This window comes from Pseudomonas sp. F01002, assembly GCF_004402115.1.
Lineage (GTDB): Bacteria > Pseudomonadota > Gammaproteobacteria > Pseudomonadales > Pseudomonadaceae > Aquipseudomonas > Aquipseudomonas frigoris.
Genome location: NZ_SOPU01000017.1, coordinates 1 through 23110 on the forward strand (window position 1 = coordinate 1; position 23110 = coordinate 23110).

A 23110-nucleotide genomic window follows, 5' to 3' on the forward strand; every position below is an offset into this window, starting at 1 on the left:
CTACCGCAGGCACAATCGGTTGGGGACTACGAAGCCTTGCTGCCATGGAACTGCTCGCCAGAGATGCCACGGTAAACGACTGCCTCATCTTGAGGTAGGTGTAGTTCGTGGATCGGTTACGGTGATGATACGTTGTATGAAGATTTACTATGCAAAGTTCTACCTGGCAGGCACGATATAGACCAATGGTATCACGATGTTTATTCACCTTTAGTACAAGCGATATATGCGAAAACTAAAGATGAGGCTACCAACTTTCTTAAAAAGTATTGCAACCAATGGTACACAGCCTTCAAGCAAGCTCCTTGGCATGACACTCATCATCAAGGAGAGGAAGGAAACTACGTAGGTTATTGGGCAATCGAGGCCGGAGCAATTGCATTTTTATATGGCGTAGACGACAGCAAAATCGATCATATGGTTTATCCAAAAGCATTGGTCGAATACGCTAGAAACTATAAAGGCGGTATTGGCTCCCAGATTAATCGTATCGTCGCTGGCGAACCCTGCAGCAAAACGGGCTATTGGTTCACCCCAGCTCAAGCCAACTCAAGACGCCACTTCCAACAAGGCAAAATCATGCCGAGCCTCAGTGAGTCAAAATGGGGCGATACTATTTGGTATTGGTCAGGTGAAGAATAATACCCTCGTGATATTTCAAAACCTGCCCCACAGGAGGCAGGCTTGTTCCAGAGGCTTCAGACCGGCGCCTTCCACCCCATCATCTGCTGCTGCGCAACCAGCAGCAAATCGGACCCATCCTGCGTCAGCAGATAAAGCGCGTGAGTAATGTGTGGAATATCTTGAACATCACCGTTCTTGAAACACTGGCAATGGAGCGTTTCAAGCAACTGGCTGGCGGCTCGGACACGCTGTAAAGCGGCTTCGAGTATGTCTTGGGGATTGGCCTCGGTGTCGATGACCATTGGGCTTGTCTCGGTAACGCTGCTTTTGATTGAGCGATAGCGATCAGGGAATGGATTTAGCGTTGGCATAGTAATTACTCGAGCATTAATTAGTAATCGCCAGCACCGTGACCAAACGATGGAGGCGGCTGTGTACAGGCTTGGTCAACCGCTAACACTCAAAACGGCTCGCCCGAAAGCGTCCTGCACACAGCCACCATTGCAACGCACTACGAGACGTAGAAGTCCGCAGCGCGAATGATGGCACATATATGTGCAGTGTTAATCAGGTGACCAAACCTGTTCGCTGATTTTGCAGCGAGGTCAAACAGTAAACGCTGCCAGCTTGCCGGCGAAAGACGACAAAGAGTCCGACCGTGTAGGAACGGGCCGAACCTCCCTCAGTTTTTTTACCTACATGAAACCTCTGTCAGAAACCTCCTCACGACAGGCGGCATTCAGTCGGGTTAACCATCGCTTAACCCCGCGGTCCAAAACTTTACTGGACCGCACGCCCTCAGAGTTCTCTGACGCCCAGTGCGGCAGGTTCGACGCCTAACGTCGAGCTGACATTAAGCCTGCATCGGAGACCGTTCATGAACATGCGCACCTTGCTGATCACCACCGTCCTCGCCTGCACCGCGTTAGCCGGTCTGGCCCAGGCCAATGACACTTCGAGCTCCCAGGCGGTGCCGTACCACTACGGCATGCCGCTGCACGTGGGCAAGGTCATCACCTTGACCGAACCGTCGACGCTGGACTGCAAAGTGGTCACAGCCGACATGAAGTACATCGACAGCACCTCGGGCAAGCCTGCGGAAATCTCCTATCGGAAGCTTTCCGACGCTTGCAGTTATCAAAACTGACGGAAAGGTCTGATTCAATACTTTGCGGTATTCCTGTGAGGGGTTCTGGCGCTATGCTCAGCGCCTCTCCCCACTGCCGCAAGGATTCGCCATGCAGTTATCGTTTCGTACCTTGTCGACTTTTACCGCCGCGCTGTGTTTTCTGTTGGCCCTGGTCTGGGGTTTGATGCCGGACAGGTTGCTGTCAATCTGGAGTATCGAGTACTCGTTGGCGGTGGGCGTTGTCGCGCGGCGCAGCGCAATGCTGTTCGCGGCATTGGGCGTGATGTTTTATCTGGTTCGAAACGAGTCGCCTTCGATCACCCGCCATGCGCTGACCAATGGTTTCATGGTCGGCTGCTGGGGGCTGGCAGCACTGGGCTTCGGCGAATGGCTCAATGGCCATGCCGGTCCGGGCATATTGCTTGCGGTGGTGGTTGAGCTGGCGCTGGGTCTGGCGTTTCTCCAGACCAAGCGCGTGTCGGTGGAGCTCGAAACCGTGGGTTAAAGCGCTTTTCTGTCTGGATGCAGAGTCTGGGCAATGGTTTGGTGCTGCATGTCAGAGCGCAGTCCAGCTATCAGGTCATTGATTTCTCGGCAACCATTCAGCTGTTTGGCATTTATTCCTGTCTTCATTAGATCGAGGTGATCGGTTTCACGATCGGAATACACCTTGACGGTCATCGACAGGTCCGGCGACAGCGTGCATTGACAACGTTTCGGCAAAAAGCTGCTTTCAATGATATTGCGAAGTTCCAAGGCAGAAAGAAACATGGCGAACCTCTCCGTAATGTGAGACTGCCGATCAACTATCGATACTGACGCAATGAAATCCCCGGTCAGCTTAAGACCAGCTTCAGCATAAAACATGCCTTGGATTTCGCACTGCAGCTCATCGGTAAATCAACGATTTAGCGAAACCGCACGTAAATAGCCCCTGCAATATGCAAGAAAGGCGTTGTGGTGCCCCTGCAATTTGCATACATCCAGCGACAAGTTTGCATTGGCCGACCACCCCAGTAAGAATGCGGCCAATCAAATCAGTATCCGCTGACCCCACTCGCAAGCAAGGAGGCATCATGGGTTCTTTGACCTATATCACTACCGTCGGGCTGATTCTTGCCGGGCTGTCGACCATCGCTCACGCCGCGAAACTCGAAGAGGTTGCGCCGTTCCCGAAGCCCGAGAGCGGTTTCACCCGCCAGGTCATTCACCTTGCCCCACAGGCTCAGGAAGACGGCTACCAGGTCGAAATCCTCGCTGGCAAAACCCTGACCGTCGACTGCAATCGCCAACGCCTGGGCGGCATTCTCGAGGAGAAAAACCTCGAAGGCTGGGGCTACCCGTTCTACCGACTGGAAAAAGTCATCGGCCCGATGAGTACGCTGATGGCCTGCCCGGACGGCAAAAGCAAAAAGGACTTCGTGCCGGTGGTCGGTGACGGTTTCATGTTGCGCTACAACAGCAAACTGCCGATCGTGCTCTACGTGCCCAAAGACGTCGAAGTCCGCTACCGGATCTGGTCGGCGTCGAGCAAGGTCGAGAAAGCCGTCCAGGAATAACCGTTCTATCCCGTTACAGGAGCGCCATTTTGATTACCTGCCACGTCAAATATGTGATCGATCCGTATCAACTCAGCGAATTCGAAGCCTACGCAAAGGCCTGGCTCGGCATCGTCGAGCGTTTGGGTGGTACGCACCACGGGTACTTCCTGCCTTCCGAGGGCGCGAGCAATATCGCCTACTGCCTGTTCAGCTTTCCTTCGCTGGCGGACTACGAAAGCTACCGGCATATCGCGATGACTGACGCCGAAAGCACCGCGTTGGTGGCTTCGCTGGTCGAGAAGAAGTTTATTGTCAGTTACGAGCGGACCTTCCTGCGCCCGCTGCTGGCCTGACACTGCTCACACCGGGGCGCCGCTCAACGCGGCGCGTTCGGCCACATGGCGCAAACTGTCGAAATTGATATTGGCGCCCGAGTCGATCGCTACCAGTGTCTGACCACAGGCACCGGTTTGCGCCACATATTTTTTGATGCCGGCCACGGCCAAGGCACCGGAAGGTTCGGTGATCGAGCGGGTATCGTCGTAGATATTCTTGATAGCGGCGCAGAGTTCGTCGTTGCTGACGGTCAACACCTCATCGACGCAAAACCGGCAGACTTCGAAACCATAAGCACCGATCTGGGCGACGGCCACACCGTCGGCGAACGTACCTACGGTTGGCAGGACAACTCGGTCGTCGGCCTGTAATGCCGCATATAAGCAGGCGGAATGCTCCGACTCGACGCCGATGATGCGGACTTCTGGTCGCAGGTATTTGACGTACGCCGCGATGCCGGCGATCAGGCCGCCACCACCCACCGGGACGAAGATCGCGTCCAGTGGACCTTGATGCTGGCGCAGGATTTCCATGGCAACGGTGCCCTGCCCCGCGATCACGTCCGGGTCGTCGTAGGGCGAGACAAAGGTGCGACCGGTTTGCCGCGCCAGGTTCAGCGCATAGTCCCGAGCAAACGGAAAACTCTCGCCATGCAGCACGGCGTCGGCGCCCCGACTGCGCACGCCAAGTACCTTCAGTTCCGGCGTCGTACGCGGCATGACGATGGTCGCCGCAATTCCCAGTTCACGGGCCGCTAATGCCACGCCTTGAGCATGATTACCTGCGGAAGCGGTGATGACCCCGCGAGCCTTTTGCTCATCGCTCAGTTGCACCAGTTTGTTATAGGCACCGCGAATCTTGAAGGAAAAGGTCGGCTGCAAGTCTTCGCGCTTGAGCAGGATCTGGTTACCCAAAACCTCGGACAGTGCCGGTGCTACCTGCAACGGCGTACGCACCGCGAGCTCATACACGGGCGCGGCGAGGATCTTTTTCACGTAGTGCTCAAGCAAGGTCTGCTGGGCGGTGGTGCTCATGGTTGTCTCCTGTCGTACACCGACTGTGTGTAGGAGTTGCCGAAGGCTGCGATCTTTTGATCTATCTTGCGGACGCCAAGATCAAAAGATCGCAGCCTTCGGCAGCTCCTACGCCGGTCGGCGTTGGTTCAAGACCCAGGAGACAGAAAGTAAAAACCCGCCTCTAGGGCGGGTTGGGTGCTGCAGTCGTGAGCTAACCCGCCAAATAAGGAATGGCGGTAATAATGCTTGGCTGGCAGCGCAATACAGTGGAAGTCATGTCCGGAAATTAGCCGGGCGCTGATGGCAAGTCAATGGCCAATTTTCCTCGGCCTCTGTAGGCTGACGACTCTGCTCATTGTCCCAAGGAAGGAAACCATGAAGTCTGTCGCCCTGCCCCTCATTGCTCTGATCGCGTTCGCCGGCTACACCGTTTCGGTGATGCTTCAGGCCGAACAGTCATTGATCGACTTCGGCATCAGCCTGATGTCGCGCCCCGACACGGCGCAGGTGGTGATTGATTTGTACCTGCTGGTGACGCTCGCGGGCATCTGGATGTACACGGATGCGCGCAAGCGTGGGCAGTCAGGGCTGTCGGTGGTGCCGTATCTTTTGCTTACCGCAATATTTGTGTCCATCGGGCCGTTGTTGTACTTGGTGGTGCGTGGGCTGCAGGATCGGAAGAAATCCGTAACCATCCATCAAGAGGTCTGATCCTGGATTTGTAGAGCTGTTGAGATTGCTTTCGCGAGCAAGCACGCTCCCACAAGGGTTCTGTAGAGGACTCGGAACTTGCGTACACCCTGATCAAAATGTGGGAGCGAGCTTGCTCGCGAAAGCGATCTGACAGCCGCCAAAGTTATTTCGCCAACCGTCTGAGCCCGAGCACCATCACTCCAGCCCCCATTATCATCGCAGTCAGAAACAGCGGATACGAAACCCACCACGGCACGCCCGCCGTCATCATGCTGAACTCGGACATGCCGCCGATACTTGCAATCAGGTTCAGCGGCAAAAACACCACATTGATCAACGTCAGTTTGCGCAGCAGGTTGTTCATGCTGTTGTTCATCAGGTTGCCCCGGGCGTCGATCAGCCCGGAGAACACCGTGGAGTAGATTTCCGCCTGTTTGTAGCACTGGTTGTTTTCGATGATCAGGTCGTCGATCAGGCCAATGGCTTCGGCGCTGAAATGTTCCTTTGCGGCGTGATTGCGCAACCGGGTCAGGACTGCGCCGTTGCTGTGAATCGCGTTGATGTAATAGATCAGGCTTTCGCTGAGGTTGAACATCTGGATCAGGTGCTGGTTCTGCATCGACGCGTTGAATTTCTGCTGCAACTCCCTGGCAACCAGCTTGATCACCTTCAGGTGGCCCAAGTAGTGATGGATGTTGTTGAACAGCAGGTCGAGCAACACATCCAGCGGCCTGTTCAGGGGCTGGCGCATGCCGAGGCCACTGAGCGGCGAGTCGTCGGTGGCGATCACCAGCAAACGATGCTCGGAAAACAGCAAACCGCAGGACGACACTTCGAAGGCCAGGCTGCCGGCGCCGGAATAGTTTTCCGGGCGTTTCCAGATCAGGAACAGGTTGTCGGGGTGAAACTCGATGCGTGACACCTCGTCGGGGTCCAGGGCCGAGGCCAGGGCGTGTTCATCAACTTTGAAATGGCTGTGCAGCAGATCCCGTTCGGCCGCGTCGGGATTGCTGAACAACATCAGGTCGGCGTCCAGCCGTTCGACTGCTTGCAGGGCACCGTGGCTCAGTTGAAAGCGCTTGATCATCCGCCGCTCACCAGGCCTGGCCGCGGCGCTTGAGTTCCAGGCGACGGGCGAATTCTTCCAGCACCAGTGAATACAGATCGTCCTGCAAGTAAGCGTCTTCGATGCCGGCGTCCATGTTGGGATTGTCGTTGACCTCAATCACGACCACTTTGTCGCCGGACTGCTTGAGGTCGACACCGTAGAGGCCATCGCCGATCAGGTTCGCAGTCTTCACCGCCAGCTCCACCACCGCCCGCGGTGCTTCGTGAACCGCCAGGGTGCGGCATTCGCCATTGATGTCCTGGCCCTTGGCCTTGTGGTTGTAGATCTGCCAATGGCCCTTGGACATGAAGTACTGGCAGGCAAAGATGGGTTTGCGGTTGAGCACGCCGATACGCCAGTCGTATTCGGTGTAGAAGAATTCCTGAGCCAGCAACAGCACCGAATGCTCGAACAGTTCGGCCGTGGCGTCGAGCAAGGCTTGCTGGCTTTCGACCTTGATCACACCCCGAGAGAAACAGCCGTCGGGGATCTTCAGCACCAACGGGAAACCGAGGCGCTCGCCGACCCGTTCAAAGTCTTCCGGTCGCTCTTTATAGAGAATCTCGGTGGCGGGCATGCCTAGTTGATGACTCTTGAGCAGATCGGTCAGATACACCTTGTTGGTGCAACGCAGAATCGACGCCGGGTCGTCCATCACCACCAGCCCTTCGCTCTCGGCTTTCTTGGCAAAACGGTAGGTGTGGTTGTCGACGCTTGTCGTCTCGCGGATCAGCAGCCCGTCGTACTCGGCAATACGTGCGTAGTCCTTACGCTCGATCAGCTCGACGTCGATGCCCAACGTCTTGCCAACCCTGACGAAGTTGTCCAGCGCCTTGGCATTCGACGGCGGTAACGCTTCCTGGGGATCGTGCAGGATGGCCAGGTCATAACGGGCCAAACGCCGGGAACGCGGCACGCGCCAGATCTTGCGACTGAAACTGTCGAGTGAGTGGGCGAACTGATCTTCCTGATCTTCGCGTAACTTATGTATGGCGCCGGACTTTACCCCTTCAATGTGCCAGCCATTAGTTCGGCGAAATTCAACTAACAATATCGGACACGGAAACAATTCAAACAACTGTCGTGCCAGATCCTGTAACGGCTCGATATGAGTCTTGCCAAAGTAGAGCGTCAGGGTAAAGCCTTCGGTATCGCTGTAAAGATGATGACTGAGGGCTTTTTCCAGGGTTTTATCCAGATCATCCAGGGCCAGGCCGTACAAGGATTTTCGAGTCAGTTCGCTGATGGTCCGCACCGAGGGAATCACCTTGTGCCCACGGGCTTCGGCCAGCAGCGAGCAGTAGTAACCGTGCCCCAGGTACTTGTAGCTGCGGCACAGGTTGATCACCTGGACCCGCTTGCCCTGCTCGTTGGCCCGGGGTTTCTCGAGGTATTCCTGGGCGCTGACGATGTCTTCACTGGGGAAGTAGGAGGTCCAGTCTTCCTTGCGCTCGACGATGATAATCAACTGACTGGAAGCTCTAACACTGTCATTTAAATAAGTTGCTGCCGGCAAAGTTTGCTCGGATACTTCGCGCCAATGACCCTGTACCGCTGACATAGTGATTGATCCGTTGGAGAACAAGACCTTTCCTATTAAACACGAACTTTTTAGAAAGTCCCGTTTCGTTACGCAACTTTTACGGTGGTCATATGAATCTGGTTTTTCGCTTGGCGGTGGTTGAAGACTTACCGGCACTGCTGGAACTCGAACAACACTGTTTCACCACGGATCGGCTTAATCGTCGCAGTTTTCAATGGATGATCACGCGCGCCCATGGGCAACTGTTGGTGGCCCAGCGTGGCGAACACTTGGTCGGTTACGCCGTGGTGCTGTTTCACCGGGGTACTTCGCTGGCGCGACTTTACTCGATTGCGATCGCCACCGACGCGCGCGGCAGCGGCTTGGGCAAGCAATTGCTCCAACGCATCGAGGCCTGCGCCCTTGAGCACGACTGCGCCTACCTGCGGCTGGAAGTTCGCATCGACAACCCGACGGCGATTGCCCTGTACGAGCGCAACGGTTACCGACGCTTTGCCCTGATTCACGACTATTACCAGGACCATGCCGACGCGCTGCGGCTGGAGAAGCGCATCCTCCAGCACCGCGACTCGCGCAACATCAAGGTGCCCTGGTACCCGCAGACCACCGATTTCACCTGCGGCCCGGCCTGTCTGCTGATGGCCATGGGCGCGCTGCAAGCGGATCGCGTGCTGGAGCGTCTCGAAGAACTGCAGATCTGGCGCGAAGCGACCACCGTGTTCATGACCTCCGGCCATGGTGGCTGCAGCCCTCAAGGCCTGGCGCTGGCGGCATGGCGACGGGGTTTTGGAGTGCGTCTGCAACTGAGCATGGCCGGGGCACTGTTCCTCGATGGCGTACGCAATGCGCATAAAAAAGAGGTAATGCGTCTGGTGCACGAGGAGTTTACGGCGCAGCTGCACACCACTGACGTCGAACAGGTGATCGGCGGGCCGCTGGAACTTCCGGGTTTACTGGACGGAGGTGGACAACCGCTGGTGCTCATCAGCAGCTATCGACTGACCCGTTCCAAATCGCCGCATTGGGTGATCGTCACCGATTGCGATGAAGAGTTCGTCTACCTGCATGACCCAGATGTCGATCACAGCCAGCATCGCCAACCCATGGACTGCCAGCATTTGCCGGTCAGTCATGGGGAGTTCGACAAGATGAGCAGCTTCGGGCGAGGCAAGTTGCGGGCGGCGGTAATTCTGTATGCCCGAACGTGACCAAAAACACCCAGGGAGTGGGTTTATTTAAGGCCTACCTTGTAAAGCGCCCCGTCGTCCTCGTCGGTCAACACATACAAATACCCGTCCGGGCCTTGCCGCACATCGCGAATGCGCTTGTTGAGTTCGCCCAGCAATCGCTCTTCGTGAACGACCTTGTCGCCATCGAACTGCAAGCGGATCAACTCCTGGCTCACCAGTGCGCCGATAAACACGTTGTGCTGCCAAGCCTTGAAGCGGTCAGCGTCGTAGAACGCCATGCCGCTTAGGCCAGGGGACTTTTCCCAGACATGGTGCGGGGCGACGGTGCCTTCGGCGGTCTTGCCCTTGGCTTCCGGAATCGGCTGGCCGGAATAATTGATGCCATGGGTTGCCATCGGCCAGCCGTAGTTCTTGCCTCGCTCGATGATGTTGATTTCATCGCCACCCTGGGGACCGTGCTCGTTTTCCCAGAGGGTGCCGGTCCAGGGATTGAGCGCCGCGCCTTGCGGATTGCGCTGACCGTAGGACCAGATTTCCGGGCGCACGCCCGCCTGACCGACAAAGGGGTTGTCATCCGGCACCTTGCCGTCCGGGTAGATCCGCACGACCTTGCCTTGCAGCTTGTCGAGGTCTTGGGCGGCCGGCCGGTCATTGTTCTCGCCAAGGGTGATGAACAGATAGCCGTCGCGATCGAACACCAATCTTGAGCCGAAGTGGTTACAGACTGAAAGCTTGGGTTCCTGGCGGAAGATCACTTTGAAATCCTTGAGGGCCGTCAGGTCGTCGGACAAACGTCCGCGACCGACCGCCGTCCCGGCCTTGTCGCCCTCACCGCCACCCTCGGCGTACGACAGATAGACCGTGCGGTCTTGCTTGAAGTCGGGCGACAACGCTACATCCAGCAAGCCACCCTGCCCCTTGGCCCAGACCTTTGGCACACCACTGAGCGGTGCGGAAAGTTTACCGTCGGCGCTGACCACCCGCAGGTGGCCGAGCCGTTCAGTCACCAGCATCCCTTGGCGATCGGGAAGAAACGCCAAAGCCCAGGGATGTTCGAGCCCCTTGGTCATTGTCGTCACCTCAAGGGTGCCCTGTTCGCTTTTAAAATTCTGGGTTGGCGCTGCGAAAACGGGCGCCGTGACGGTGATCAGTGCGCTGGCACACAGTGTGGCCAGAAGGGTTTTACACAACATGCACGATTCCTTTTGTCGTTCGAATGGCTGGCAAGAACGCTGTCATGCCGTTCAACGGTTGCTGGTGTCTACGTCTCGATGAGGTGGATTGGGAATGAATTTCGGTGGGGTGGCGGGAGGCGAGCGATCCTGGGGATAGCGGTTGCCGACGCCACCATTGTCAAGCGTCGGTGGCCGCGGCACGGGCACTGTATTCGGCCCACGAATGCTCGGCGCGCTGGGTTGCGTGCCTTGCATGCTGTTGGGATTGGCCCGGCGAATCGGGCTGTTGTAAGGATTGCTGGTGTGGCCCGTCGGGCTCTGGACCAACAGCAATGAAGAAGGTGGCGATGCGGTGTCAGCCTGGGCCAGATTGCTCAGCACGCCACTCAACGCCAATGCGGTGCAGCCGAGCACAAATCTGTTCATGGGGAGCCTCTGGACATCAGCGTGGATAGGAACTTCGATATCACGCTACGCCCGGGGTTCGGATTTGTTAACTAAAACCTCCTTCACAAGATGTAACACGAGTTGACCTGACCGCCGATAAGCCCGCAGGACCGGGTCGCAGCCCGCTGAAACTTTTGCACAGCGTCACAGGTCACCTGAACATCACTCGCGAGAAGACGACCATGGCACGGGCAATCTGGAAAGGCGCGATCAGTTTCGGTCTGGTGCATATCCCTGTGGCGCTGGTCTCGGCGACGTCCTCGCAAGGGGTGGATTTCGACTGGCTCGACAGCCGCAGCATGGACCCGGTGGGCTACAAGCGCGTCAACAAGGTCACAGGCAAGGAAGTGACCAAGGAACACATCGTCAAAGGTGTGCAATATGAAAAGGGGCGGTATGTGGTCCTCAGCGAAGAGGAAATCAAGTCGGCGCACCCTCTGTCCACTCAGACCATCGACATCTTTTCCTTTGTCGACAGCGAGCAGATTCCCCTGCAAAACATCGATACGCCCTACTACCTCGCGCCGGATAAACGCGGTGGCAAGGTCTATGCGCTGTTGCGCGAAACGTTAAGCAAAACCAATAAAGTCGCCCTGGCTCATGTTGTGCTGCACACGCGCCAGCACCTCGCCGCGCTGATGCCGCTGGAATCGGCGATGGTATTGGTGATGCTGCGCTGGCCCGCCGAAGTGCGAAGTCTGGATACGCTGGAGCTGGGCAGTGAAGTCACCAAGCCTGAACTGGCCAAAGGTGAACTCGATATGGCCAAACGTCTGGTTCAGGACATGAGCGCAGACTGGAAACCCGAGGATTATCGCGACAGTTTTGAAGACAAGATCATGGCCTTGGTCGAGAAAAAGGCTAATGAAGGCAAGATCGAGGATGTGGAAACGGCGACTGGCGAAGAGGAACGGAAAACCGCGGATGTCATTGATTTGACCGAGCTGCTTAAACGTAGTCTTGGCGGTAAAAGTGCCGGCAAAACCAAAACGGCAACCAAACCGACCGCTCACAAAAAAGCCACGAAGACTTCTCGTGGCTGATTGAAAGTTTGCGGTGAATGTTATGACCTCTTCGCGAGCAAGCCCGCTCCCACATTAGATCGCGGTTAACTGTGGGAGCGGGCTTGCTCGCGAAGGCGTCATACGCCACAACGCGGAAATCAGATCAGAACGATAATCGCCAACAAACCACCAAAAATCGCCCACTTCTCCAGGTAATAGAGCTTGCGGTTGCGCTTTTTCAGCGCTTTGCCGCGCAGGCGAATCTTGTAGATTTTGGCAAACAAGCGGTTGATGCCTCCGGTCTTGTCACCGACATCGTTCGGTGCGCCCGCCGCCGACATCACGTTACGGCTGAACCAGCCATTGAACGCCGCCGCCCAGCGATACTTCATCGGCCGCTCCACGTCGCAGAACAGAATGATGCGGTTCTGCTCGGTGGTGTTTTCGGCGTAATGAATGAAGGTCTCGTCGAACATGACCGCTTCACCGTCGCGCCAGTGGTAGTTCTCGCCATCGACGTTGATATAGCAACCGGCATCGTTCGGTGTTTCCAGGCCCAGGTGATAGCGGTAGGAACCCGCATACGGATCGCGGTGACGGACCAGTTTCGAACCCGGTGGCAGCTCGGCGAACATCGCAGCCTTGATCGAGCCGATGCTTTGCACCAGTTCGGTGGTGCGCGGACAGAGTTTTATGGCCGAAGGATGGCTGTCGCCGTACCACTTCAGGTAGAAACGTTTCCAGCCAGTCTTGAAGAACGAGTTGAAGCCGACGTCGTCGTATTGATTCGAGCGCTTGATTTCCCCGGCCCTGAGCAGGTTTTGGCCCTCGGCGCGAATGTCTTCCCAATGGTCCTGCAACGGACTCAGATCAGGGAAATCGGCCGGGTTCAGATAAGGCTTGTTGGGGATTTTCGAGAACAGATAAAGGAAGCAGTTGATCGGCGCGAGAAACGTCGAGTGATCGCTCAGTTGGCGGCCCAGCTTGTGACGCACGCGTCCGCGCAAGTGAACGTACACAATGGAAACAACGTAAATAGCGGCAATGATCAATTTCACAAAAAATCGTCACATGTCAGAAGTGAACAAACTGCGTCCCTTGCCGGCCAATCGGCCCAAGGGTCTTGTGCAGTGTCTGAATACGAAACAACGGTCCCGATGGCGCGTCCTTGAGCCTATGCCGTCTGTCGGCATCAGGTGATAGTTGGCATTTTAGTCACAGTTTGTAACCAATAGTTAACCTTCAACTGTGAAAATCTGTCCACTGATGCTGCCAAAGTGGCCGTGCGGCCTTAACGCCCTATCGTTTAAAGAGCCAGACCAGTACAATCGCCGCCAAACATTACGCGCCCCCCTTGGTTGATGACGGGAATGAACCCCGTCTCAGCGCACTTCGACTCGGGCCAAGCGCTCCATATGCTGCTGTCCACTTATTGCCAGATGGACCTTCCGCTTCTGACCGGGATGCATTTCCTGTGGTTCGAAAACCGGAAACGGGTACTGAATCGGTACTGCCGCAACCCTAGCTACTCTGAATGCTTCGCAGGAAAAACCTTTGATCTCTACAGCTAACATCACGATGCAGTTCGGCGCCAAGCCGCTATTCGAAAACGTTTCGGTCAAATTCGCCGCGGGCAACCGCTACGGCCTGATCGGCGCCAACGGTTGCGGCAAGTCGACTTTCATGAAAATCCTCGGCGACGACCTCGAGCCGTCCGGCGGCCAGGTCATGCTCGAGCCGAACGTGCGTCTGGGTAAATTGCGCCAGGACCAGTTCGCCTACGAAGAATTCACCGTGATCGATACCGTGATCATGGGTCACGAAGAGCTGTGGAAGGTCAAGGCCGAGCGCGACCGTATCTACTCGCTGCCGGAAATGACCGAAGAAGACGGCATGGCCGTTGCAGAACTGGAAACCGAGTTCGCCGAAATGGACGGCTACACCGCCGAATCCCGTGCTGGCGAACTGTTGCTGGGCCTGGGTATCGGCATCGAGCAGCACTTCGGCCCGATGAGCGAAGTGTCCCCAGGCTGGAAACTGCGCGTATTGCTGGCTCAGGCGCTGTTCTCCGATCCTGAAGTGCTGTTGCTCGATGAACCGACCAACCACCTGGACATCAACACCATCCGCTGGCTGGAAAACATCCTGACCCAGCGCTCCAGCCTGATGATCATCATCTCTCACGACCGTCACTTCCTGAACAGCGTGTGCACCCACATGGCTGACCTGGACTACGGCGAGTTGCGCCTGTTCCCGGGCAACTACGACGAGTACATGACCGTGGCGACCCAGTCCCGCGAGCAACTGCTGTCGGACAACGCCAAGAAGAAAGCGCAGATTTCCGAGCTGCAATCGTTCGTCAGCCGCTTCTCGGCCAACGCCTCGAAAGCCAAGCAGGCCACTTCCCGCGCGAAGGCGATCGACAAGATCCAACTGGCCGAAGTCAAGCCTTCGAGCCGTGTGAGCCCGTTCATCCGTTTCGAACAAACCAAGAAGCTGCACCGTCAGGCGGTCATCGTCGAGCGCATGGCCAAAGGCTTCGACGGCAAGACACTGTTCAAGGACTTCAGCTTCCAGGTTGAAGCTGGGGAGCGCGTGGCGATCATCGGCCCGAACGGTATCGGTAAAACCACCCTGCTGCGCACCCTGGTCAACGAACTGACCCCGGATGCCGGTACCGTGAAGTGGACCGACGCCGCGGAACTGGGCTACTACGCCCAGGACCACGCGCACGATTTCGAAGACGACTGCAACCTGTTCGACTGGATGGGTCAATGGACCCAGGGCGGTGAGCAAATCGTTCGCGGCACCCTCGGCCGGATGCTGTTCTCCAACGACGAGATCCTCAAGTCGGTCAAGGTCATCTCCGGTGGTGAGCAAGGTCGCATGCTGTTCGGCAAGCTGATCCTGCAAAAGCCGAACGTGCTGATCATGGACGAACCGACCAACCACTTGGACATGGAATCCATCGAGGCGCTGAACCTGGCGCTGGAGAACTACCCGGGCACGCTGATCTTCGTCAGCCACGACCGTGAGTTCGTATCGTCCCTGGCCACCCGCATCATCGAGTTGAGCCCTAGTGGCGTGATCGACTTCAGCGGCACCTATGACGACTACCTGCGTAGCCAGGGCGTTGTGTTCTAAGCGTTCGCTATAAATGAAAAGCCCTGTCCTGGTGACGGGGCTTTTTATTGTCTGAAGATCAAAAGATCGCAGCCTTCGGCAGCTCCTTTGGAATGCGCCCCCCCTGTAGGAGCTGCCGAAGGCTGCGATCTTTTGATTTTCGTTAGCCTGCTTCCTTTTATTCGCAGCCCGCGCCATGATGCAGTTCTCCTACCGCCGCCCGCGAACGAGCCCTCATGTCTGTGCAGCAACTGCCACCACAAAGCTCCATGGCGATCACCCTGCAGATCGTCTCTATCGTCTTCTATACCTTTATTGCCTTCCTCTGCATCGGTCTGCCGATTGCGGTATTGCCGGGCTACGTCCACGAACAGCTGGGTTTCAGCGCGATCATCGCGGGTCTGACCATCGGCTCGCAGTACCTGGCCACCCTGCTCAGCCGCCCGATGGCCGGGCGCCTGTCGGACAGCATCGGCACCAAGCGGGCGATTGTTTACGGGTTATCAGGGATTGTGTTGAGCGGCGTGCTGACGTTGATTTCAACGCTGCTGCAAAGTTTTCCGTTGCTGAGCCTGCTAATCCTGATCGCCGGCCGCTTGTTGCTGGGGATTGCCCAGGGCTTGATCGGGGTCGGCACCATCAGTTGGTGCATGGGTCAGGTGGGCGCTGAACATACCGCGCGCTCGATCTCCTGGAACGGCATCGCCTCCTACGGCGCCATCGCCATTGGTGCGCCGCTGGGCGTGGTGATGGTCGGCGAGCTGGGGTTCGCCAGTCTTGGGATCGCGCTGTCGGTGCTGGCGCTGGCGGCGTTGTTGCTGATCCGAAACAAACCCTCGGTGCCGGTGATTCGCGGCGAACGCCTGCCGTTTTGGGCGGTGTTCGGGCGTATTGCGCCGTTCGGCGCGAGCCTGAGCCTTGCCTCCATCGGTTACGGCACGCTGACCACTTTTATTACCCTGTATTACGTCAGCCGTGGCTGGGCCGGTGCGGCTTATTGCCTTACGGTATTCGGCGTGTGTTTCATTCTGGCGCGACTGTTGTTCATCTCCAGCATCAGCCGTTTCGGTGGGTTCACCTCGGCCATTGCCTGTATGAGCATTGAAACGGTGGGCCTGGTGTTACTGTGGCTTGCGCCTTCGACCGGCTATGCACTGATCGGCGCAGGCCTGACCGGATTCGGTCTGTCGTTGGTATATCCGGCGCTGGGGGTCGAAGCGATCAAGCAAGTGCCCAATTCCAGTCGCGGGGCGGGATTGAGTGCCTACGCGGTGTTTTTCGATCTGGCGCTGGCGATTGCCGGGCCGTTGATGGGCGCGGTGGCGTTGAACCTGGGGTACACGTGGATTTTCTTCAGCGCGGCGTTGCTGTCGGTGACCGGCCTCGGTTTGACCCTGTTACTGAAACGCCGCGCAATGGCCTGACGCTGCAATCCACTGTGGGAGCGGCGGTGCGGCGATCCGACTTGCTCGCGAAGGCGGTGGGTCAGTTGACATTAATGCTGACTGCTACACCGCTTTCGCGAGCAAGCCCGCTCCCACATTATTGATCCGCCGTCTGCATCCCGGCCCGGGTCGGTTTGCCAAGCGCATGAGAGAAGAAACGCCCGGCTTCGGAAACCATGGTGCGATGGATGTCTTTGCGATCGACGCCATCGGCATCGGTGCACAGCGCCGGCATGGCGAGGATCTGCTCTTCATTGCAAGGCGCCAGGAACACGAAGTGCCCTGCCCCGGCCAGCAACTTGAAGTCCGGTGCAATCGGAAGTTTGCGCGCCAGGGCGGCGGCATTCTTGTCGAACGCCACCAGTTTGTCGCCGTCGCCGCTGTAGAGCAGCACCGGCACATGCACGTCGGCCAGGGTATGGCGACCAAACTTCAGGCTCAGCGGCGCCATGAGCAGCAAGGCGCGAACCCGCGGGTCAGCCACCGGTTGCAAGTCATCGCGGTCAGCAATCAATTCGCCTTGGGTGTTGCAGGCATCGCGGTCGTCCGGGCGTTCCTGACAATAGCGGCGCAGACGGTCCAGGTCGGGCGTCGCGCCGGACAGAATCAGCGCCGTCTCTCCGCCCGCCGAATAACCGATCACACCCACCTGATCGGCATTGACGAAGGGCGCGAGCATACGATCGCCCAGCGTCGCGGTAATGGCTTCGGAAATCTGGATGGGCCGACCGTAAAGGTTACTCAACGTACCGAGGCGGCTGTGGTCTTTGGAGTTGTCACCGGGATGGATCACCGCCACCACCACAAACCCTTTGCGTGCCAGCGACGTGGCGAGGTCGTTTAGGGCCAGCGGGGTTCCGGTGTTGCCGTGGGACAGCATTAGCATCGGGAAATGACCGATGGCGACTCGGGTGTCTTCCCCCGCTTCGACCGTGTAGCCCTCGATGATGCTGGAGTGCTCCTTGTCGCTGGAGGGATAGAAGGCGATGGCGCGCATCGGCTGCAAGTCCAGAGGGTCGAGAAAGCTCATCTCATGGAAGCCGACGCTCCAGTGAGGATGCGGCGCAGGCGCGGCGTGCACTGAGTTCAGGCTGCTGAGCAGGCAAATCAGTAACGTTGCACAAAGACGCACCATGGGATGCCCACCTTGTTACTTGACCGGAGACGGTAACCCTCGACTGCATAACTCGGGCCAGGAGATGAAATAGCCAGAAACAAAAAACTCCGTATCTGGCACTTGCGTGATCAGAATACAGAGTTTTTTGGGTATTGCCCGAGCTGTTTGATTTTCTTTACACAGGCCTTACGCTGCGGCGAACAACTGCTCGCTGATTTGTGTGTGAGCGTCGCTCATGGCTTTGGTACGAACTTCGTCACCGTAGGCAAGGCCATGGGCACGGACGAACTCGAGGTCAGTGATACCGATGAAACCGAACAGCACCTTCAAGTACTCTTCGTGAGCAACACCAGTCGCCTGACCCGCATGCAGACCGCCGGAAGTCGAGACGATCACGACTTTCTTGCCACCGCACAGGCCTTCAGGGCCGGCTTCGGTGTAACGGAAGGTCTGACCGGCAACGGCGATGCGGTCGATCCAGGCCTTGAGTTGGGTCGGGATGGTGAAGTTGTACATCGGAGCTGCAATCACCACGGCATCGGCGGCGAGGAATTCGGCCAGGGTAGTGGCGCTCAGTTCGGCTTCGTGCTGCTGCGCGGCGTTACGCAGTTCAGCGGTGGTACCGGCGGCAACCAGGGTTGTGGCGGAGAAATGGCTGATGGCATCGGCGGCCAGGTCGCGATAGGTCACCACGGCAGTCGGCTCGGCGGTTTGCCAGGCTTTAACGACTTCGCTGCTCAGCTGACGGGAAGCCGAGTTGTCACCAAGAATGCTCGAATCGATATGCAGCAGTTTCATGTGGGATCTCCAGGTGAGGATCGCTACGAGGCGATCTGATGGGGAGAATCCTACAGGCGAAACCAATAGCTGATTAGACTGCAACAATGCGATAGTTCGTCCTACTGATAGAACAATCGAGCTCATACCATGCAAGACCTCAATGATCTCTACTACTTCGCCAAGGTGGTTGAAGCCGGTGGCTTCGCGGCGGCCGGGCGTTTGCTCGGAATTCCCAAGTCGCGTTTGTCGCGGCGCATCGCCGAGCTGGAAGAGCGTCTTGGCGCGCGCCTGCTGCAACGCACGACCCGACAACTGAAGCTGACCGCCGTGGGTGAACGTTACTTGCGGCACTGTCAGGCAATGCTGCTGGAAGCCGAAATGGCCGACGAAGCCGTCGCCAGCATGTCCAGTGAACCTCGCGGGCGTTTGCGGGTGTCCTGCCCCGTCGGGTTGGCCCACGAAATTCTGCCGACAGTGATCAGCGATTTCCTTGAGAAGTTTCCTCAGGTTCAACTGGAGGTCATGTTGCTCAACCGCCGCGTCGACCTGGTGACCGAGGGCGTCGATGTGGCGCTGCGGGTGCGTGAGTTGGGCGATGAGGATCCGCTGCTGGTCACCCGACGTTTGCGCCAGGCGCAGATGGCAATGGTCGCCAGCCCCGGGTTTTTGCATGGACGTGAAATCAACCACCCCGAAGACCTGAAAAACCTGCCCGTGCTCGGCGCCCTGGAAGCCGACCGCCTGGTGCATATCCGCATGCTCGACCAACAGGGCAAAAGCTGCGATCTCACCCTCGAAGCGCGATTGGGCATCGATGACTTTATCGTGCGCAAGGCCTGCACCCTCGCCGGCCAGGGTTTTACCATGCTGCCGATGATGTATTGCGAGCGGGAACTGGAAAACGGCGCTCTGGTGCAGTTGCTGCCCGATTGGTCGCTGCCTGGCGGCTGGCTGCAAGCGGTCTACCCTCATCGACGCGGGGTGATGCCGGCCGTACGTGCCTGGCTCGACCATTTGATCGAGTCATTCAATGACTGTGGGGACCGACTGATATGAAGGCTGGACGTATGAGCGAAGAGGATGTCGCACAATTCTGTCTCGCGCTGCCGGGTGCGCGGGAAGACTACAAGTGGGGCGGCGTGCGGGTGTTTTCGATTGCGGGGAACAAGATGTTCGCCTTGCAGAATCTGCGGGGCGAATCCCTGGCCTTCAAGGTCGACAAGGATTTGTTTCTCGGTCATTGCGACCGCCCGGGAATCCGCCCGGCGCCTTATCTGGCGCGGGCTCAGTGGATCATCATGGAAACGCCCTACCCGTTGGGCCCTGAAGAGCTGCAAGGCTTGTTGCAGCGCTCCCATCAATTGGTGGTGAGCAAGTTGCCCAAGCGCACCCAGGTTGGACTGCTGCTTTAAGGCAGCGCGAAAAGATGGGCGCCGAGAAACAACTGGTCGATCCAGAACACCTGATGCATCAGCACGATGATCCAGAACACCAACTGAAACGAGAGCTTTCGCGTCTTGTGCCGAAACACCTGTTGGGCCAGTAAAGCGCCCGGCCAGCCCCCGGCGAGTTCCACCGCATGCAACACGTTCTCCGGTGTGCGCCAATGGTCGGCGCGGGCCTTGCGCTTGTCGCTCCAGTACAGCAAGAACGCCAGCAGGCTGACGACCCCGTACGCCGCCAGGGGAATCACCGAAACCCCGCGCAGCCACAACGACATCGAGCCGTACAGCGGCAGCGCGCACAGGACCGCAAACACCAACAGTTTCAGCTGAAGATTGCGAATCTCTCCTGCGGGCTTGCGTCCGGGGTTGTTGCGCGCGCTGGCGTCACTCATGGCTTGACCGCGGCCCAGTCAACCCAGCCAAACTGCCAGGTGGCCAGGATGACCAGGCCGAACGCGATGCGATACCAGGCAAACGCTGCGTAGCTGTGGCTGGCGATGAACTTGAGCAAGCCCTTGACGGCAATCATTGCAAAGATGAACGCGGTAACGAAGCCGATTGCGAACACCGGAAAATCCGACGGGACGAACAGGTGGCGGTATTTGTAGCCCGAGTAAACGGCCGCAGCGACCATGGTCGGCATCGCCAGAAAGAACGAGAACTCGGTAGCGGTCTTGCGCGACAGCCCGAACAACAAGCCACCAATGATCGTCGAGCCGGAACGCGAAGTCCCGGGAATCATCGCCAGGCACTGGGCGAAGCCGACTTTCAGGGCGTCTTTCCATGTGATTTCATCAACGGTTTCGGCATGCACTTCATGCTGACGCTTTTCGGCCCACAACATGACGATCCCGCCCACAACCAACGCCGTCGCGACGGTGATCGGGTTAAACAGGTACTCGTGGATCAAATCGGAAAAAATCACCCCCAGTACCACGGCCGGCATGAAGGCAATCAGCAAGTTTGCGGTAAAGCGGCGAGCGCCGGGCTGCGTTGGCAAACCGGTCACCACATCGATGATCTTGCGGCGGAACTCCCACACCACCGCCAGAATTGCCCCCAGTTGAATAATAATGTTGAAAGCGATGGCCCGCTCGCCACCGAAGTTGAGCAAGTCCGCGACAATGATTTGGTGACCGGTGCTGGAAATCGGCAAAAACTCCGTCAGCCCTTCTACAACCCCAAGAATCAATGCCGAAAAGGCAGTCCAAAGATCCATCAATCCCCCAAGAAGCGATGCGCCACGGCATGCCCCGTTAATATTTTTTCAGAACGTTTACTGCGATCAGCCTAGCTGAAGTCCCGCGCGCACAGGATCCAGACGGAACCATAAAAATTCCGTGAAAATCAACTTGGATTCAGGTTTTTCCGTGCGGGGCCGAAATCCTATCAGACAAGTCCGATTAACGCTGCCGCGTTATTGGACTTGGGTCGGATATGACCGATCGGAAAAGTGTGGTTGGATGCTGGCGATCATTTATTACAAGAAAAAGAAACCGGAGTGACAGCGTTATGAACAGCTTGCGCAGTATGTCGATCAGCCGGCGTTTGTGGCTCATCTTGATCGTGGCCGTCCTGATGCTAATGACGTTGGGCGTCTTGATGCTCAAGCAGATTCACGATGACCTGTACCACGCCAAGGCTCAGAAAACCCAGCATGTGGTGCAAACCGCCAGTGGCATTCTGACCTATTACCACGACCTCGAAACTGCCGGCACGCTCACCCGCGACGCCGCGCAGAAACAGGCACTGAGCGCCGTTCGCGGTCTGCGTTATGACCACAATGACTACTTCTGGATCAATGACCTGACGCCGGTGATGATCATGCACCCGGCCAACCCGAAACTCGATGGCCAGAACCTCTCGGCGATCCGCGACCCCGACGGTTTTGCCCTGTTTAACGAAATGGTCGCCGTCGCCAAGACCAAGGGTGCCGGCACCGTCGACTATCGCTGGCCGAAACCGGGCGCCAGTGCACCGGTAGAAAAAACCTCCTACATCAAACTCTTCGAACCCTGGGGTTGGGTGATCGGTTCGGGCGTGTATATCGATGACATGCAGGCCGAGTTCTATGGCCAGGTCTGGAAGGCTTCGTTCGTGGGGCTGGTGATTGCCCTGATCATGGCGCTGCTGGTCATCCTGATTGCCCGCAGCATCGTGCGTCCACTGCAGGAAACCGTGAACGCCATGGCCAACATCGCCAGCGGCGAGAGCGATCTGACCCGCAGTCTCGACACCCACGGCCAGGATGAAGTCACGCAACTGGCACGCCACTTCAACGCCTTCACCACCAAGCTGCGATTGGTGATCACAGAACTGCAAGTGTCCGCCAGTGCCCTGGGCCAGTCTTCCAGCGAACTGGGCAACGACGCCGCCCAGGCTCAGCAACGCAGTCAGCAACAGTCCCAGCAAATGGAACTGGTGGCCACGGCCATCAATGAAGTGACGTATGGCGTACACGATGTCGCGAAAAACGCCGAGCACGCCGCCAGCGAAATGCGCGATGCCGAGTCTCAGGCGCAGCAAGGTCAGGTCAACATCGATGGCAGCCTGCAACAGATCGACAAGCTGTCGTCCACCATCGATCAGGCGGTGGAGGTGATTCGTACTCTGGCCGCCGAAAGCACGCAGATCGGCAGCGTTCTCGAAGTGATCCGCTCCATCGCCGAGCAAACCAACCTGCTGGCCCTCAACGCGGCCATCGAAGCAGCCCGGGCCGGCGAGCAAGGTCGCGGTTTTGCGGTGGTGGCCGATGAAGTGCGACTGCTGGCCCAGCGTACCCAGAAGTCCACGGCCGAGATCCAGTCGATGATCGAACGCCTGCAAAGCCACTCCGAAGCGGCGGTCAAAGTGATCGGCGACAGCAGCCGTGCATCGCAGTTGACCATCGAGCAGGCCGGCCTGGCCGGTGCAAGCCTGAATGCCATTGCCCAGGCGCTGCGCAACCTGAACGGGTTGAACGCCTCCATCGCCAGCGCGACCCTGCAACAGGCGCATGTGGTCGAGGACATCAACCAGAACGTCACCCAGGCGGCCGGTTTGTCCCACAGCACGGCGCTGGCGGCCGAACAGTCGAGCGTGGCCAGCGTTCACCTGAAGGAATTGAGTGAGCAATTGAACGGGCTGCTCAAGCAGTTCCGGGTATAACCACCTTTGTAGCAGCNTGCCGAGCCTGCGAGGCTGCGTTCGGCTGCGAAGCAGTCGTCAATCCGGTATGCAAGTTTTTTCTGACACACCGCGGTGTCTGATTTCACGACTGCTACGCAGCCGAACGCAGCCTCGCAGGCTCGGCAGCTGCTACAAAGGGCGGCGCACGCCGGTTCTACTTGGCAGCGCCTGCCGTTACAATCCGCCCCCTCTTCGACTTCCCCCAAGGAACCTCCATGTCCGGGCT

Annotated in this window: 23 protein-coding genes and 2 pseudogenes; 13 read left to right on the plus strand and 12 right to left on the minus strand. The window is 57.7% G+C overall.

The genetic code is table 11. The features are described from left to right. Nucleotides 1-114 precede the first annotated feature (114 nt). Nucleotides 115-642: pseudogene (locus tag E3W21_RS12140) on the plus strand (PoNe immunity protein domain-containing protein); the annotation flags it as partial. Between the two features lie 56 nt (nucleotides 643-698). Here E3W21_RS12140 and E3W21_RS12145 read toward each other — a convergent pair. Further along, the gene (locus tag E3W21_RS12145) at nucleotides 699-995 is read right to left on the minus strand and encodes a hypothetical protein (protein WP_129444306.1); all 297 of its coding nucleotides are present in this window, start codon (nucleotides 993-995) and stop codon (nucleotides 699-701) included. A 506-nt stretch (nucleotides 996-1501) separates the two neighbouring features. On the opposite strand from E3W21_RS12145, the gene E3W21_RS12155 reads away from it, so the two are divergent. Next, nucleotides 1502-1771 (plus strand): DUF2790 domain-containing protein, encoded by a 270-nt coding sequence (locus tag E3W21_RS12155; protein WP_134419982.1) that lies wholly within the window; start codon nucleotides 1502-1504, stop codon nucleotides 1769-1771. A 91-nt stretch (nucleotides 1772-1862) separates the two neighbouring features. After that, nucleotides 1863-2258 carry a hypothetical protein gene (locus tag E3W21_RS12160; RefSeq protein ID WP_134419984.1) on the plus strand — a complete coding sequence of 132 codons (396 nt, stop codon included), beginning with the start codon at nucleotides 1863-1865 and terminating at the stop codon, nucleotides 2256-2258. Here E3W21_RS12160 and E3W21_RS12165 read toward each other — a convergent pair. Further along, nucleotides 2255-2524 carry a DUF1652 domain-containing protein gene (locus E3W21_RS12165; RefSeq protein WP_134419986.1) on the minus strand — a complete coding sequence of 90 codons (270 nt, stop codon included), beginning with the start codon at nucleotides 2522-2524 and terminating at the stop codon, nucleotides 2255-2257. The genes E3W21_RS12160 and E3W21_RS12165 overlap by 4 nt on opposite strands. A gap of 305 nt (nucleotides 2525-2829) precedes the next feature. Between E3W21_RS12165 and eco the strand changes: the two genes are divergently transcribed. Next, nucleotides 2830-3312 (plus strand): serine protease inhibitor ecotin, encoded by a 483-nt coding sequence (eco, locus tag E3W21_RS12170; protein ID WP_134419988.1) that lies wholly within the window; start codon nucleotides 2830-2832, stop codon nucleotides 3310-3312. Nucleotides 3313-3341: 29 nt separating this feature from the next. Then, nucleotides 3342-3647 (plus strand): NIPSNAP family protein, encoded by a 306-nt coding sequence (locus E3W21_RS12175; protein ID WP_033055038.1) that lies wholly within the window; start codon nucleotides 3342-3344, stop codon nucleotides 3645-3647. A 24-nt stretch (nucleotides 3648-3671) separates the two neighbouring features. Here the strand turns inward: E3W21_RS12175 and ilvA are convergent. After that, nucleotides 3672-4664: pseudogene (ilvA, locus tag E3W21_RS12180) on the minus strand (threonine ammonia-lyase, biosynthetic); the annotation flags it as partial. Between the two features lie 357 nt (nucleotides 4665-5021). Between ilvA and E3W21_RS12185 the strand changes: the two are divergent. Continuing rightward, the gene (locus E3W21_RS12185) at nucleotides 5022-5357 is read left to right on the plus strand and encodes a DUF2834 domain-containing protein (RefSeq protein WP_134419992.1); all 336 of its coding nucleotides are present in this window, start codon (nucleotides 5022-5024) and stop codon (nucleotides 5355-5357) included. A gap of 145 nt (nucleotides 5358-5502) precedes the next feature. Here E3W21_RS12185 and E3W21_RS12190 read toward each other — a convergent pair whose 3' ends face one another. Together E3W21_RS12190 and E3W21_RS12195 are read right to left on the minus strand one after the other, a co-directional pair. Next, entirely contained in the window at nucleotides 5503-6426 is a 924-nt protein-coding gene (locus tag E3W21_RS12190) for a magnesium transporter CorA family protein (protein ID WP_134419994.1), read from the minus strand. 7 nt (nucleotides 6427-6433) lie between these two features. After that, entirely contained in the window at nucleotides 6434-8008 is a 1575-nt protein-coding gene (locus E3W21_RS12195) for a RimK family protein (RefSeq protein WP_134419996.1), read from the minus strand. A 92-nt stretch (nucleotides 8009-8100) separates the two neighbouring features. On the opposite strand from E3W21_RS12195, the gene rimI reads away from it, so the two are divergent. Then, nucleotides 8101-9198, plus strand: coding sequence for a ribosomal protein S18-alanine N-acetyltransferase (gene rimI, locus E3W21_RS12200; protein ID WP_134419998.1), 1098 nt, complete (start codon nucleotides 8101-8103; stop codon nucleotides 9196-9198). 23 nt (nucleotides 9199-9221) lie between these two features. Here rimI and E3W21_RS12205 read toward each other — a convergent pair whose 3' ends face one another. Both E3W21_RS12205 and E3W21_RS12210 read right to left on the minus strand, forming a co-directional pair. Beyond that, nucleotides 9222-10373, minus strand: a complete 1152-nt coding sequence (locus E3W21_RS12205; protein WP_134420000.1) for a PQQ-dependent sugar dehydrogenase — start codon at nucleotides 10371-10373, stop codon at nucleotides 9222-9224. 51 nt (nucleotides 10374-10424) lie between these two features. Continuing rightward, entirely contained in the window at nucleotides 10425-10781 is a 357-nt protein-coding gene (locus tag E3W21_RS12210; RefSeq protein ID WP_134420002.1) for a hypothetical protein, read from the minus strand. Nucleotides 10782-10984: 203 nt separating this feature from the next. Between E3W21_RS12210 and E3W21_RS12215 the strand changes: the two genes are divergently transcribed. Then, nucleotides 10985-11845, plus strand: coding sequence for a Ku protein (locus E3W21_RS12215; protein WP_134420004.1), 861 nt, complete (start codon nucleotides 10985-10987; stop codon nucleotides 11843-11845). 119 nt (nucleotides 11846-11964) lie between these two features. On the opposite strand, the gene lpxO is transcribed toward E3W21_RS12215, so the two are convergent. Further along, nucleotides 11965-12864: a lipid A hydroxylase LpxO gene (lpxO, locus tag E3W21_RS12220; RefSeq protein WP_134420006.1), complete on the minus strand. Its 900-nt coding sequence runs from the start codon at nucleotides 12862-12864 to the stop codon at nucleotides 11965-11967. Nucleotides 12865-13360: 496 nt separating this feature from the next. Between lpxO and E3W21_RS12225 the strand changes: the two genes are divergently transcribed. Both E3W21_RS12225 and E3W21_RS12230 read left to right on the plus strand, forming a co-directional pair. Continuing rightward, nucleotides 13361-14950 (plus strand): ABC-F family ATPase, encoded by a 1590-nt coding sequence (locus tag E3W21_RS12225; protein ID WP_008149954.1) that lies wholly within the window; start codon nucleotides 13361-13363, stop codon nucleotides 14948-14950. Between the two features lie 215 nt (nucleotides 14951-15165). Continuing rightward, nucleotides 15166-16353, plus strand: coding sequence for an MFS transporter (locus tag E3W21_RS12230; protein ID WP_134420008.1), 1188 nt, complete (start codon nucleotides 15166-15168; stop codon nucleotides 16351-16353). Between the two features lie 118 nt (nucleotides 16354-16471). Here E3W21_RS12230 and E3W21_RS12235 read toward each other — a convergent pair whose 3' ends face one another. Continuing rightward, nucleotides 16472-17509 carry a dienelactone hydrolase gene (locus tag E3W21_RS12235; RefSeq protein WP_129444334.1) on the minus strand — a complete coding sequence of 346 codons (1038 nt, stop codon included), beginning with the start codon at nucleotides 17507-17509 and terminating at the stop codon, nucleotides 16472-16474. A 168-nt stretch (nucleotides 17510-17677) separates the two neighbouring features. Further along, entirely contained in the window at nucleotides 17678-18289 is a 612-nt protein-coding gene (locus tag E3W21_RS12240) for an FMN-dependent NADH-azoreductase (protein WP_056740026.1), read from the minus strand. Nucleotides 18290-18418: 129 nt separating this feature from the next. Here E3W21_RS12240 and E3W21_RS12245 point away from each other — a divergent pair, with 129 nt between their 5' ends. Together E3W21_RS12245 and E3W21_RS12250 are read left to right on the plus strand one after the other, a co-directional pair. Beyond that, the gene (locus E3W21_RS12245) at nucleotides 18419-19327 is read left to right on the plus strand and encodes a LysR substrate-binding domain-containing protein (RefSeq protein ID WP_134420010.1); all 909 of its coding nucleotides are present in this window, start codon (nucleotides 18419-18421) and stop codon (nucleotides 19325-19327) included. Beyond that, the gene (locus E3W21_RS12250) at nucleotides 19324-19683 is read left to right on the plus strand and encodes an MmcQ/YjbR family DNA-binding protein (protein WP_008149946.1); all 360 of its coding nucleotides are present in this window, start codon (nucleotides 19324-19326) and stop codon (nucleotides 19681-19683) included. Before E3W21_RS12245 ends, E3W21_RS12250 begins: the two co-directional genes overlap by 4 nt. On the opposite strand, the gene E3W21_RS12255 is transcribed toward E3W21_RS12250, so the two are convergent. Both E3W21_RS12255 and E3W21_RS12260 read right to left on the minus strand, forming a co-directional pair. Continuing rightward, entirely contained in the window at nucleotides 19680-20108 is a 429-nt protein-coding gene (locus tag E3W21_RS12255) for a DUF1294 domain-containing protein (RefSeq protein ID WP_134420012.1), read from the minus strand. The two genes, E3W21_RS12250 and E3W21_RS12255, sit on opposite strands and share 4 nt — an antisense overlap. Then, nucleotides 20105-20935 carry an undecaprenyl-diphosphate phosphatase gene (locus E3W21_RS12260; RefSeq protein WP_129444345.1) on the minus strand — a complete coding sequence of 277 codons (831 nt, stop codon included), beginning with the start codon at nucleotides 20933-20935 and terminating at the stop codon, nucleotides 20105-20107. Before E3W21_RS12260 ends, E3W21_RS12255 begins: the two co-directional genes overlap by 4 nt. Before the next feature lie 293 nt (nucleotides 20936-21228). On the opposite strand from E3W21_RS12260, the gene E3W21_RS12265 reads away from it, so the two are divergent. Beyond that, on the plus strand, nucleotides 21229-22863 hold the full coding sequence (locus E3W21_RS12265; RefSeq protein WP_134420014.1) for a methyl-accepting chemotaxis protein: 1635 nt from the start codon (nucleotides 21229-21231) through the stop codon (nucleotides 22861-22863). Nucleotides 22864-23110: the final 247 nt, after the last annotated feature.